Source organism: Sediminibacterium goheungense, from assembly GCF_004361915.1.
Lineage (GTDB): Bacteria > Bacteroidota > Bacteroidia > Chitinophagales > Chitinophagaceae > Sediminibacterium > Sediminibacterium goheungense.
Genome location: NZ_SNWP01000013.1, coordinates 190003 through 203998, shown reverse-complemented (window position 1 = coordinate 203998; position 13996 = coordinate 190003). Strand labels below are relative to the sequence as shown.

At 40.0% G+C, this 13996-nt stretch carries 11 protein-coding genes; 7 read left to right on the top strand and 4 right to left on the bottom strand.

Features of this window, described 5'->3' with window-relative positions; translation table 11 throughout:
- Positions 1-23: 23 nt before the first annotated feature.
- Positions 24-1850 (top strand): M61 family metallopeptidase, encoded by a 1827-nt coding sequence (locus BC659_RS14690; protein ID WP_133475571.1) that lies wholly within the window; start codon positions 24-26, stop codon positions 1848-1850.
- A gap of 4 nt (positions 1851-1854) precedes the next feature.
- Here BC659_RS14690 and BC659_RS14685 read toward each other — a convergent pair whose 3' ends face one another.
- The gene (locus tag BC659_RS14685) at positions 1855-3117 is read right to left on the bottom strand and encodes a thioredoxin family protein (protein ID WP_133475570.1); all 1263 of its coding nucleotides are present in this window, start codon (positions 3115-3117) and stop codon (positions 1855-1857) included.
- Positions 3118-3306: 189 nt separating this feature from the next.
- Here BC659_RS14685 and BC659_RS14680 point away from each other — a divergent pair, with 189 nt between their 5' ends.
- The 3 genes from BC659_RS14680 (at position 3307) to BC659_RS14670 (ending at position 7629) form a co-directional block, all read left to right on the top strand.
- Positions 3307-5886, top strand: a complete 2580-nt coding sequence (locus tag BC659_RS14680) for a zinc-dependent metalloprotease (RefSeq protein ID WP_133475569.1) — start codon at positions 3307-3309, stop codon at positions 5884-5886.
- Between the two features lie 159 nt (positions 5887-6045).
- Positions 6046-6474, top strand: a complete 429-nt coding sequence (locus BC659_RS14675; RefSeq protein WP_133475568.1) for a CBS domain-containing protein — start codon at positions 6046-6048, stop codon at positions 6472-6474.
- A 57-nt stretch (positions 6475-6531) separates the two neighbouring features.
- The gene (locus tag BC659_RS14670) at positions 6532-7629 is read left to right on the top strand and encodes an alpha/beta fold hydrolase (protein ID WP_133475567.1); all 1098 of its coding nucleotides are present in this window, start codon (positions 6532-6534) and stop codon (positions 7627-7629) included.
- Positions 7630-7660: 31 nt separating this feature from the next.
- Here the strand turns inward: BC659_RS14670 and BC659_RS14665 are convergent, their stop codons facing one another.
- The 3 genes from BC659_RS14665 to BC659_RS14645 form a co-directional block, all read right to left on the bottom strand.
- Positions 7661-8035, bottom strand: a complete 375-nt coding sequence (locus BC659_RS14665) for a hypothetical protein (RefSeq protein ID WP_133475566.1) — start codon at positions 8033-8035, stop codon at positions 7661-7663.
- Between the two features lie 517 nt (positions 8036-8552).
- A complete protein-coding gene (locus BC659_RS14655) occupies positions 8553-8993 on the bottom strand; it encodes a DUF6326 family protein (RefSeq protein ID WP_133475565.1) in 441 nt (146 codons plus the stop codon).
- A gap of 680 nt (positions 8994-9673) precedes the next feature.
- Positions 9674-10384 carry an endonuclease/exonuclease/phosphatase family protein gene (locus tag BC659_RS14645; protein ID WP_133475564.1) on the bottom strand — a complete coding sequence of 237 codons (711 nt, stop codon included), beginning with the start codon at positions 10382-10384 and terminating at the stop codon, positions 9674-9676.
- A 237-nt stretch (positions 10385-10621) separates the two neighbouring features.
- Here BC659_RS14645 and rpsA point away from each other — a divergent pair, with 237 nt between their 5' ends.
- From rpsA to BC659_RS14630, 3 genes are all read left to right on the top strand, one after another.
- A complete protein-coding gene (gene rpsA, locus BC659_RS14640) occupies positions 10622-12535 on the top strand; it encodes a 30S ribosomal protein S1 (RefSeq protein ID WP_133475563.1) in 1914 nt (637 codons plus the stop codon).
- A gap of 250 nt (positions 12536-12785) precedes the next feature.
- Positions 12786-13610, top strand: a complete 825-nt coding sequence (locus BC659_RS14635) for an outer membrane protein assembly factor BamD (protein ID WP_133475562.1) — start codon at positions 12786-12788, stop codon at positions 13608-13610.
- Positions 13579-13923: a DNA-directed RNA polymerase subunit omega gene (locus BC659_RS14630; protein WP_133475561.1), complete on the top strand. Its 345-nt coding sequence runs from the start codon at positions 13579-13581 to the stop codon at positions 13921-13923. Before BC659_RS14635 ends, BC659_RS14630 begins: the two co-directional genes overlap by 32 nt.
- Positions 13924-13996 lie beyond the last annotated feature (73 nt).

Sequence of the window (13996 nt, the reverse complement as noted above, 5' to 3'; positions counted from 1 at the left end):
TTGTATACTTCAAACGCCCTTCTATGCAACCACAGATCACTGTTTATTCAGTACGAAAATGGTATATGTTGTTTTTGAGTTTGTTTGGAGCGCTCATTACACTTGCACAAACACCTGCCATTCATTTTAGTCTGTCATTTCCACAGGCAACGGAACATTTTGTACAGGTAGAAATGAACTATGATCCGAAAGGAAAGAAAATAGTTGATTTTGAATTGCCTAACTGGACAACCGGGTATTACCAGCTGATGTATTTTTCGAAGGACCTGAAAAACTTTGCAGTTCGAAATACCAAAGATACATTGGCATGGAAGCATACAAAAGATAATGGTTGGCAGGTATCGGGTGATGGCAAACCTTTTATGGTAAGCTATCGAATTTTTGGAAACAGACGCTTTGTAGCATCTAATTATATCGATGAAGAATTTGCCTATCTGTCACCAGCGGGCATATTCCTGCATCCAACAGGAGGGATAGCCTATCCATCAACCATTGAAATACATCCCTACAAAAACTGGAACAAAGTAGCCACAGGATTAAATATTGTTAAAGACAAAAGCAACACCTATTTCTCTCCTGATTTTGATATTCTGTATGACAGCCCTTTTTTACTGGGAAGTAAATTGGAAGATCTGCCTTCTTTTCAGGTAAATAATAAGCCACACTATTTTGTAGCCTATAAAGCAGGTGATTTCGATAAAACTGCTTTTATGAATGATCTTCAGAAAATTGTAGGTACCGCATCAGGTATTATCGGCGATATACCTTATGACCATTATAGCTTTCTGGCGATTGGTCCGGGTGGTGGTGGTATTGAGCACCTGAATTCAACTTCTATTGCTTTCAGCGGACAGGGGCTAACTACCAATAAGGCTGCCCGTATACGTATGTATCATTTTCTGGCCCACGAATATTTTCATCATTATAACGTAAAAAGAATTCGCCCCATAGAATTGGGACCATTTGATTACAATAAAGGAAGCCGTACCCATTCCTTATGGGTATCGGAAGGATTGAATGTATATTATGAAAACCTTATTCTCAGAAGAGCAGGATTAAAAACAGATGAGGAAGCATTGGCTACCGTTCAGCAACAGGTAGCGTCTTATGAGACCAAGCCGGGCAGGTTATTTCAAACACTGGCACAGTCGAGTTATGAAACATGGTCTGACGGACCCTTTGGCAGAACGGGTGACGAAGTTAATAAAACCATTTCCTATTACGATAAAGGACCAGTGGTGGGCGTAATGCTTGATTTCAGGATTCGTTATGTTACCAATAATAAAAAATCACTGGACGATGTAATGCGTAAATTATATTATGCGTATTATAAGAAAAAGGGTAGGGGATTTACTGAGGCTGAGCTGAAAGAAGAAATAGAAAAAGTGAGTGGCGAAAAGATGGATGATTTTTTTGAATACATCTATACGGTTAAGCCATTGGATTACAAACGTTATTTTGCTTATGCAGGATTATTAGTGAATGAAACACCCAAAAAAATACCGGCTTATTCTGGTATTGTAGCAGGTGACAGAAGAGATACAGTGGTGGTAAATAATGTTGACTGGCAATCACCTGCATGGGATGCAGGGTTAAGGAGACAGGCTAAAATTTTAGCTGTCAACAATCAACCAGTTAAAACCCTGGCAGAGTATACCAGCGCTATCAGCGGGAAACAAACAGGCGACGAAATAAGCTTGCATGTTATCAGCGGAAATGAAAGCCTGCAATTGAAGTATGTGCTGGGAGAAAAAGAAGAGAAATCTTATGCTATTACAATCGATCCATCTGCAAGTGAAAGAGCAACCCGTGTAAGAAAAGGCTGGCTTTTGGGGCAAACAGATAAATGATTTTTTATTGAGTGCCAGCTGCCTGTTTATACTCCATTAATTTTTTCTGATAAAGGTCCAGTTCTTCTTTTTCAAGTTCCTCTTTTATCGCAAGCTGAACGGCTTTTGTCTGTGCCTTTACGGCTTCGGTATAGTCTTTTGTATAGAAACTGGCAAGCGCAAGTGTGGCATACAATTCATAGTCCTCATTTTCTGGAATAGCGAGCATTAATTGCATCCATTTTTTTGCTTTTATATAATGATCTGTTTTCAGACTGCTATTTTTGAGTATGCTATTTACAGCTGTATTTACATCATTTTTATTAAATAAATATGGATACTTGTTGATGTTTATATCATAGAGCGATATGAATTTTTCAGTTTCAGTTGGGTTGGTAAATATTTTTTTCAGATTGGTTTCATTTTTGTACAAATAATCTATTTGCAGAACCCTGAGTTTAGCTAAAGAATGTTTGGCAGACCTGATAAAAACCTCAGCTTTTTTATATGCTTCAGTATCTGAACCTCCCGACCAGGCATCTTTCAATACGGTAAAGATCACTTCATTTACCGCTTGTTCTCCATATAAATTACTGAATTCTTTATCATGATTGAGCAGGTAGGTAAATACCTGCGAATAGGGGTTCGCTACATATTGACGGATAATTTCCCAGTTACCGGGTTGCGTGTATTCTTTGGGTGCTATAGCATCGAAATAAAGATCCAGTTGAGATTGTGCCTCACAAACAAAATCAGATTCGGCATATAGTACAGGTTTTTGTTCGGCTGAAAGGTATTTCAGCATCAGCGAAGCATTGGGTTTACCTGCTTTTAATTGTTGTTTCCAGCTTCTGTAATTATCTTCTTTGCTTAATGCCTGATGGGCAGTTCGCAGAAAAGCTTCTGTTTCCTTATATCCTGATTTATGAATAATTTCTCCGGTACTGTCTGTGAAAATAAAAGTAGGATTTGAAATAATGCCGAATTTTTTTCTCAACTGTGTGGTGGCAGAATCTGGTTTTCTAGTATCGTCGAAAGATTCTACATTAATAAAATTCGTGTTGTAAAAGCCCGCTATTTCAGGTTTGGGAAATACGTTTTTTTCCATTTTTACACAGAGGAAACAGCCTGTGCCGGTAAAATAGATCAGCACTGGTTTCTTTTCCTGTTTTGATCGGGCAATGAGCTGATCATAATTTATGTGATCGAATTTGATCGTTTCCTGAGCCTTCAGATCCTTGTAGACTAGGCCGGTAAATGCATATGCAACAAGCAATAGCTTTCTCATTTCATAAATAAATAATATCTAATATATGTATTTAATGAAAAAAAAAGCGGGGGCGATAAAAGTTTAACAAATAGCTACAGATCGATCCTCCTAATCATAAGCGTAATTGTTAAATTTTACCACTTATCCTAAGCTTACATAAAATTTGGTAGGGTTTACTTATTTTGATTGCGAACTAAAATACTCGCTATGAGAAGACCTTTGATAACCGCACTGGTATGTGCGGGCATATTGGGCTTACACGCAAATGCGCAAACGCCCCCAATTACTCCACAGGGAGCAAAGCCTGCTGGAGATACCTCCAAAGCTCCTGCAGCCCCTAAAAAACCAACTGTTGCCGATAGAACAAAGGGACAGAAAAAGATTGATGGTTTATTTACCCTTTATCAGGATACGGTAACAGGTAGTGTTCAGATGTATATCAAGAAAGATCAGTTGAACAAAGAGTTCATTTACCAAAGTTTCTCTATTAACGGACCCACTTCATTGTTTCTGCACCAGAGTATGCACAGGAATACAGCGGTATTTACCATGCGCAGGGCCTTTGATAAGATTGAGTTCCTGGTAATGAATACCGGCTTCTTTTACGACAAATCAAATCCTGTCAGCAAAACCGAAGATGTAGATAAGCCTGAGGCTGTTTTTTACAATGATAAATTCAGTATTGAAGATTCATTGGGTTATCTGGTGAGTGTAGATCAACTTTTCCTGAGTGAAAAGATGGATCCAGTGAAACCTATTTTCGGTCCGGGGCAGGCTACACCTTTTACATTTAACCTGGGTGGACTCAATCCTACCAAATCAAAATATGCCAATATCCGTTCATTTCCCAATAATACGGATGTAGTGGTGGATCTATCATATGATAATCCTAGTACCATTGCATCTACTGGTCCGGATATTACAGATGCACGTTATGTGCGGGTAAGAATGCAACATAGCTTTATTGAAATGCCAAAAAATGATTTTCGCCCGAGAAGAGATGACCCCCGTGTTGGCTATTTCACCCAGGAGAGGAATGACCAAACCAGTATCAGTGCAACACCTTATAAAGACATGATTAACCGTTGGGGACTCGTAAAAAAAGATCCTTCTGCGGCACTGAGTGAGCCTGTTGAACCATTGGTATACTGGATTGAGAATACCACGCCGCTCGAATACCGCCAGACCATTATGGAAGCCGGATTAAAATGGAACGAAGCATTCGAAAAAGCAGGCTTTAAAAATGCTGTACAGATGAAAATTATGCCAGATGACGCTACCTGGGATCCAGCGGATATCCGTTATAATGTGATCCGTTGGGTTTCATCTGCACAACCACCTTATGGTGCCATAGGACCCAGCTTCGTGAATCCCCGTACCGGACAAATCCTAGGTGCTGATATCACCGTAGAATGGTTCTCTGGTAGTGCCACACCTATTTCAGATGAATTATACAATGGTCCATCTATGGGTGCATTCAGTCAGTCTGGAATGAATACACAGCATCATGCAACCTGTACACTGGCTGGAGAACTGAAAGCTCAGTTTATGACCGGACAAACCACTTTGCAGGCGATGGATGCTCCTGAAGCTGAAATCAAAGAAATGCACAAGCAGTTTTTAACTTACCTGATCATGCATGAAATGGGACATACTCTGGGCCTGAACCATAATATGAAAGCCAGTCAGATGTTGTCACCTGCTGATATCCATAATACTTCTATCACCCGTCAGATCGGTTTGATTGGTTCTGTGATGGATTATCCTGCCATCAACGTGTCATTAGACAGAAGTAAGCAGGGAGATTATTATACAACCAAAGCAGGTCCGTATGATTTATGGGCAATTGAATTTGGTTACACACCTTTCTCTGCAGCTGGTGAAGAAGCAGGCATTACCAAAATCTTATCTCGCAGCACCGATCCTAAACTGGCATTCGGAAATGATGGTGATGATATGCGTTCACCCGGTAAAGCCATGGATCCACGTGTAAACGTAAATGATCTTACCAGCGATGCAGTAGCGTATGCTGAAGAACGTTTCAAACTGGTAAATACCCTGATGGGTAAACTGGTACAGAAGTACAGCAAGCCCGGACAGTCTTATGCAGAACTTCGTTCACGTTATGGTGCTTTATTGGGTCAACGTAGCAGCATGATCAATGCGGTGAGCCGTTATATTGGTGGTGTATATATAGACAGGAGCTATCCTGAACAGAATTCACCCAATAAACCCTATACCCCTACACCTCTGGCTACCCAGAAAAAAGCTATGGAAGTGCTGACCAAATATGTGTTTGCACCCAATGCTTTTGATGCAGATGCGCAGGTATTCCCATACCTCCAGATACAGCGCCGCGGTTTTAATCAGCCAGGTAATGGAGAGGATTATAAAATCGTAAACAATATCAACGCTATTCAGGTAGGTGGTACACTGGCACATATTCTGAACCCGGCTACTTTACAGCGTATCAACAATACACGCCTGTATGGTAACCAGTACAGTGTTGCCGATGTGATGAACGATCTGGTAAAAGGTATTTTCGATGCCGATATCAATGGTAATGTAAACCTGTACCGTCAGTACCTGCAAACATCTTTTGTAAAAGGTGCCAGCAGCTTCCTGACTCCACAGGCGCCGATTGATGATGTATCAAAAGCCGCTACCTTATATACATTAAGAAAGCTGCGTACCAAACTTACAGCTGCCGTTTCTACGAATGAAGAAACCAAAGCACACAGGGCCAATCTGGTGTTTTTGATTGATAAGGCGCTGAAGACAGATTAGTAGAACAGATAAATAAGTAATAAGGAATATGAAATCAGAAAGTAAGCAAATTTGCTAACCACTTTCTGATTTCATATTCCTTATTTCATATTCCTTATTTTCCCGCGGGCTTGCAAATTCCAATTTTGCATATTATATTAAGGGTGTAAAACACCTGCCATGCGAAACGTAAGTAATGTTCTTGCCCGTAAAGGGAACCGTGTAACCATTGTAGCCCCTGAAATGACCGTTATAGATGCACTCCGTATTATGTCTGAACAGAATATTGGTTCTGTGGTAGTGATGAAAGATGGAAAGTTCGCTGGTATCATGACCGAAAGAGATTATTCAAGGAAAGTAATATTGAGGGGCCGGCATTCCAGTGATACGCCGGTAGGGGATATTATGAGTACCGATTTTCCGTATGTGGGTATGAACGATGGCGTGGATGCCTGTATGCAGTTAATGACATCGCACCGCCTTCGCTATCTGCCGGTGATAGAAGATGAGCAGCTGGTAGGTATTATTTCTATTAATGACCTGGTAACAGAAACGATATTAACGCAGGCCGAAACGATTCATCAGTTACAGAGTTATATACAATCCTGATTGTATAATATGAAATGGTCGTAAAGAGTAGTTGCTCTGATTTTATTACATTCATGTATGAAAAAGTATTGCTTACTACTGCTGATATTATTTACAGTGCATTCCCTATATGCACAAAATGCGAGCACCCAACGTTGGACCCCGAATTATCCTACACCTGTAGAGGGTGATTATCAGGTAAAAAATTTTACCTTTCAGAGTCAGGAACAGTTGCCCGAAATGAACCTGCATTATACAACTATCGGTCAACCCACAAAGGGGAAGGATGGTAAAGTAAACAATGCTGTTCTTATTATGCATGGCACAACAGGTAATGGAGCAGGATTTTTGAACCAGCGTTTCGCGGGTCATTTATTTGGCTCCGGACAATTACTGGATGCTACAAAATATTATATTATTCTGGTGGATGGTATCGGACATGGTAAATCGAGTAAGCCCAGTAATGGTTTGCATATGCGTTTTCCAAAATATACCTATGATGATATGGTGAAGGCGCAATACCTGCTGGTAACCGAACACCTGCAATTAGATCATCTGCGTTTGGTAATGGGTACATCCATGGGAGGTATGCATACATGGGTATGGGGATATACTTATCCTGATTTTATGGACGCGCTGATGCCGCTCGCCAGCTTACCTGTTGAGATAGCCGGCAGAAACAGAATGACCCGTATCATGGCGATTGATTTGATTAAAATGGATCCTGCATGGAAGGGAGGTGAGTATACTGAACAGCCTAAAGTAGGGTTGACTGGGGCCATTTCGTCACTTTTTTTTATGGGGAGCAGTCCATTACAACTGCAAAAAAATGCGCCCACCCGTGAGCAGGCTGAAGCTGCTTATGCGCGAACCCGTTCATCCTATCTTACATCGCTGGATGCCAATGATTTCATTTATGCATTTGATGCATCCCGGTATTATAATCCTGCCCCACATCTGGAAAAAATAAAAGCACCATTGGTAGCCATTAATTCTGCCGATGATGAAGTAAACCCACCTGAACTGGGATTGATGGAAAAAGAGATCAAAAGAGTAAAGAACGCTAAATATGTCTTACTCCCAATAACAGATCAGACTTCCGGCCATGGAACACATTCCAATCCGCTGGTATGGGGTAATTACCTGAAGGAATTATTGGAGAAAACAAAGCAGTAATAAAACAGAACCGAAGTTTGCTTACGCTGTATCAATGTGTTGATTTATGAACTTCAATGCTCTTTTTTGATTTTCTGAAAGCCATATAAAACTGAAAAATAGCCAGCAATAAATAGGTGATCGGTAATGCTTTCTTGCCTGCATGAAAAAAATCCACTGCCACCATGATGGATAAGAGTCCTTCGATACAAAAAAACACCCCATCAATCCAGGGTGCTCTTTTTTCAATAGTCTGGTGTAATAAGGCGATGGTTAAAAATACAAGTCCGGCTATAGCAAATAAGAGGTAGGAGCCATGGCCGCTGTCATATTTTTCATAAGCGTGAATCAAAATCACGATACCAGCTCCGATATGTGCAATTTTTTTTCGCTTGCTCCTGTTTTTGATGAAATGCCGTAAAATCATGTTATCAACTATATAGGTTGCCAATGCTTCAAAAAATCTGTAGAAAAGACGACGATGAATGTTATCTTCCTTCTACAAGTTTCGATTTGAGAGCTGTTGATCAAGTTACGTATAAAATGGGAAACACAGAAATGTAGTGTTATCCCATAGCTTATAAAGGATGAACTAAGCAGGATAATAATGACATTTTAGTCCAGCAGCAATGCAAAATAATGATAGTAATCCACTATATGGTAAGCATCATACTGAGGAGTATTCATTACCTTAGGTTGTCATCTGCGATGAAGGACTTGGGTACTTGACATATATTTAATGTTTACGCTGTTTGTATGGCTACTGCCATCACTATAATTTTAACTCCATCTGATAAGGAAGCTACCTCATAAGCTATTCTTGCTGGTTTTTTCTCTTTTTCAAAAGCGGGATTCTATAATTGTATTTATCAGTTGTAAGAATTGCCAAATCTTTTTGGTCAATGTACGGATAGAATAATAGTATCGCGTATTTTTTATTTTTTTCAAGCTCTTACTGTTTTATCGCTTGGCCACTTCCATGCAAAATAGATGATTAAGCAAAGAAGAGTGATTTCTACAACAGCTGCAAAAATCATGTGTGGCCAGGCTTCTCCAGCCAGATTCAACAACATATAAGGAATGAGAGTGGTGGCAATAATTAAATTGATTAAACGGTTGGCTTTTGCTTTGAGGGTAACAGAAAGAAAAATCATAAGAATAGGAATGGTAGCGAGCGAAAGAGCCGTAAAAATAAATCCTTGCGTAATGTCAAATAAAAATACCTTTCCCCGCTGTATTTCTTCTATCTTATTCGGCATATACAGTTGAAAATAATCTACATACACGTAGAGAAACATAAAACTTACCCATATTGAGCCTATCTTCAGTTTCACACTTACGGTGTTATCCTGTAATACTTTTTTCGTTTTTATTTCTGTATTCATAAAGTATCATCTAAAAGTTAAATCCGAAGTCAAGACCAGGTTGAATAAAGTAGTTAGACCATTTATTTTCTACGGCTTTAAAAGAACCGGGAACATTCGTTCTTATGGGCCAATAACTGATTCCGATAGCGGGTTAAAGAAGAATCGATTTTTAAAAAACTTAAACTGGTAGCCCAAATAGAAATCCAGGTAAAGCGTGTATCCATAAACCACTTTTTCTGACTACTGTCTGGTTTCGTATCTTGAGCATTTACATGCAGACTGTTTACTAGCACGAGGGCAAGACTTATGCATGATATTTTCTTTTGCATTTATCTTTCTATTAATAATTAATACAGCAAAAGTAGGTTTGGGGAATCCAATTACACATTCACTTAAGTTAAGTAATAACCTGTCCTTTTTATGTCTTTTGAGAATCCATACACGACACATCATCCTGAGGAACATAAAAAAACACAGGTTTTTATCTGCGGCTGAGGGACTGTTCTAAAATCTTTTTTATCAAAGGCACCAATGATTTTTTTTGTTTTGTAAAATGAGGGACGATGAGATCTAGATGAGTAAGGTAGAAGTGAGACTAATTGTTGTGCTATAACAGTGCGGTCGGCGCTGAGTTTCCAAAGTAGTTTATGGACCTATTCGCGATAATTCAGTGAATAGTACTTTTTATCTGGGAAATATCAATTAAGGTCGAAGTCGACAATTAAAGGTGTATGATCGCTATATTTTGTCCATGGTTCGTAAGCACCCACTTCTACTTGTTTTATTTTGTTAATCAAGTTTTTCGATACAAAGCAATAGTCGATGTGATATGGCCTTTCAATTTTTCTATGCATGAAAAGTGTACTGTGTTTTTCTTTGCCCTGTATCTGATTATGGAAATGATGATAACTGCTTAAAATGTTTTTAGTCTTTAATAACTCTACAAGGTTTGTATGATTATAAATGCGCTTTGGTTTGTCCCAAATAGAATTGCTGTTGAAATCGCCTGCGAGAATTATATTCTCATGGTGTAATAAGATGTGGTAGAAATGTATGGCATTCCATATCTGTTCTGTATAACAGTCATGATTATCTGGCTTCTGTGCCCAAATCGCCAAAACTGTCAAACTGATTTTGTCGTTGTAAATGTTGAGTGGTAAAATATATTTAAAGTCCGGATTGTGGTTGAGAAGTTTAATTTTTAAATCTCCGAATGAAAAAATTGCAAAACCTTTGTTTTTATTTTGTCCATACCAGTATGTATTAGTCGGCGTGGCGTATGTGTTTGAAAAAATTATTTTGTCAGGATGTTCACATTCCGGTACAATAAGGATGTCTGGATGGTGTGGTAAAATAACATCAGCCTTTTTTCTAAACGCCATATTGCAGTTCCAGGTAATAATTTTCATATAGCTAGCTGTGTAACATGGGGGTCAATAATTCTTGTTTTGTGGTGACCAGTTCACAAGCTCCCTGAGGAGTAATACCTGTAAATATACAAAAAATGCGTCATATCTACCCGAAACTCGCTCAAAAACCTCTTATTTTCTCCGAAATCCATAACTTTCGGTCTTTCCGACTACCGGACTTCCGGACTTTTTCCCTACTTTTGCACCCCCGATTTATTAAACCATCGGGACTATTTTATGAATATTTTCCGTAAACAATTAAACGCAGATGCTCAGGAGAACGCTGGTGCCCCAGAGGCAGCAGAAGTTGCTACTGCGACAACAAATGCACCTGAAGCAGCGCTCTCGCCTAAGGTCGAGATAGAAACTGCGCATGATGATTTCGACTGGAGCATCGACAAACGTAATGTGAGTCATTATGCAGAAGCCGAAAGAGTTAAGTATGACAAAGTGTATGATAACACTTTTGTTCAGATTGAAGATGGTGAAATCGTAAGAGGTGGTGTTGTGGCCCTTACTAAAACAGATGTGGTTGTAAACATCGGTTTTAAAAGTGATGGTCTGGTATCACTGAACGAATTCCGCGATGTTCAGGGTCTGAAAATTGGTGATGAAGTAGAAGTTATGGTTGTTGAGAAAGAAGACCGTCAGGGTAATCTGCACCTCAGCCGTAAGTCTGCCCGCATCTTCCGTGCATGGGAGCGTATCGTAGAGGTTCACAAAACAGGTGAAGTGATTACCGGTACTGTTACCAGCAAAACCAAAGGTGGATTGATCGTTGATGTATTTGGTATGGAAACCTTCCTGCCAGGTTCTCAGATCGATGTGAAGCCTGTAACTGATTACGATCAGTTTGTAGGTAAGACCATGGAGTTTAAAGTGGTGAAGATTAATGAAGCGATCAAGAATGCCGTTGTATCACACAAGGCATTGATCGAAAGCGATATCGAAGCACAGCGTGCAGAGATCATGAGCAAGCTCGAAAAGGGCCAGGTACTGGAAGGTGTGGTGAAAAACATCACAGATTTCGGAGCTTTCATGGATCTGGGCGGTCTGGATGGTCTGTTGTACATCACCGATATTTCATGGGGCCGTATCTCTCACCCAAGCGAAGTGGTGAAGATGGATCAGAAACTACAGGTGGTAGTACTGGACTTCGACGACGACAAAAAACGTATCAGCTTAGGTCTGAAGCAACTGACTCCACACCCGTGGGATGTGCTGCCTGAAGGCCTGGCCGAAGGTTCAGTAGTAAAAGGTAAAGTGGTAAATATTGAAGATTACGGTGCTTTCCTGGAAATTCAACCTGGTGTTGAAGGTCTGGTACACGTATCAGAAATTACATGGGCCAATACTCCGATCAATGCGAAGGAGTTCTTCAAACTGGGGGATGAGTATGAAGCAAAAGTGGTTACCCTCGATAAAGATGCCCGTAAGATGAGCCTGAGTATCAAGCAAATGAGCGATGATCCCTGGAGCACCATCGAGAACAAGTTCCCTGAGAACAGCAAACACAAAGGACTGGTGAAAAACATCACTCCATACGGTGTATTTGTTGAACTGGAACCAGGTATCGGCGGTATGATCCATATCAGCGACCTGAGCTGGCTCAAGCGTTTCAACCACCCAAGTGATTACACCAAAGTGGGCGAACAAATCGATATCATCATCCTGAGCATTGATAAAGAAAACCGTAAACTGCAACTGGGTCACAAGCAACTGGAAGAAGATCCCTGGAATGCCCTGGAAGACACTTTCGCTGTTGGAACCCTGCATGAAGGTACCGTTACCCGTAAAGACGATAAAGGTGCCCTCGTACAACTGCCTTACGGTTTAGAGGGTTTTGCGCCTAACCGTCACCTGAACAAGGAAGATGGTTCACAGGTGAAAGCCGATGAAACTGCTCAGTTCCTGGTAATCGAGTTCGATCGCAACGAAAAGCGTATCGTTCTGAGCCATGCACGTATCTGGGAGAAAGTAGTAGCTGAAGAAAAGGAAATTGCCAAGAAAGAAGCGAAAGCTGAGTCTGACAATACCAAGAAAGCAGTGAAAAACATCCAGGCGAAAGTAGAAAAAGCCACCCTGGGCGACCTTGGTGCTTTAGCCGAAATCAAGGCCAAACTGAAGGAAGGAGAAGGCGAGAATCAATAATCGTCTTCATTTAGAATAGGTAAAGAATAAGGCTGTTCTGCATTGCAGGGCAGCTTTTTCTTTTAACAGAGGAACAGAATAACAGAGAAACAGAGGAATGATGGAGTATCAGTCCTTCTAAAGGTTGGAAATTGGACATTTCTCTGTTTCTCTGTTCTTCTGTTTTTTACCTTTTTCTTAACTCACTGATAATCAATTCTCCAATTCAAGTTTCTAAATTGCCGGTAATTAACTAATTTTGCCAACTTGTATGAATCGGATTGTACTCATTTTATTGGTTACGGTTACACTGGCGTCCTGCTCGAATAAGTATTCAAAGATCTTAAAGAGCAAAGACTATGAGTATAAATACAAAATGGCAGAACAGTATTATGCCAAAAAGGATTATACCAAAGCCCAGGTGCTCTTTGAAGACATTTTTCCCTATGTGAAAGGAACGTCGCGGTATGAGGATATGTATTACAAGTTTGCGTATTCTTATTATTACCAGAACGATTTCATGAATGCAGAGAATCTGTTCAAGACTTTTGTCGAAAATTTCCCGAACAGTACCAAAGGAGAGGAGTGCGATTATATGCGTGCTTATTGTTATTATAAACAATCGCCCAAGGTTGATCTCGATCAGACCAATACCAATAAAACCATGCAGTTGATGCAGGTGTTTATCAATACGCACCCTACTTCCAAAAGAGTACAGGATGCTACAGATATCATCGACAAATGCAGGGAAAAACTGGAAGCCAAGGAATATAAAGGAGCGGAACTGTATTATAACCTTGGGTTCTATAAAGCTGCAGCCATTGCTTTTGGTAATGTATCGGATAATTTTCCCGATTCTAAAAAAGCGGATGAGTACAAGTTGCAGGTAATTAAATCTTATTTCCGTTATGCGGAAATGAGCTATGAAGAAAAGCAGAAAGAGCGTTTTCAGAAAGTGATCACAGAATGTGTCGACTTTCAGGATCGTTTTGCAGACAGCAAATACCTGGAAGAAGTGAATAAATTGAAATTACAATCAACAAATTATATTAAAAACCAGAAAAATGAGCAAGCTAAGAAGGCAAATGAGCGCTAATACCGCTAGTGTGGTTGAAACCAAAAGCCTGATCTCTATAAAAGAGAAAACAGGTAACCTGTATGAATCCATCGCTATCATTGCGCGCAGAGCTAACCAGATCAATGTGTCGCTGAGAGAAGAGCTGCACAACAAACTGGAAGAGTTTGCCAGCCATACTGATAGTCTGGAAGAAATCCATGAAAACAAAGAACAGATTGAAATTTCACGTGCTTACGAGAAAATGCCCAATCCCGCCATCCTCGCCACACAGGAATTTATGGAAGGCAAAATCTACCACAGAAGAAACAACGATAACGACTTGTTCAGATAAGGTGGTTCATCTGTAAGATAATTTTATGAAAACGACAGTTATTATAACTGTCGTTTTTTGTTACTTTGGTTCT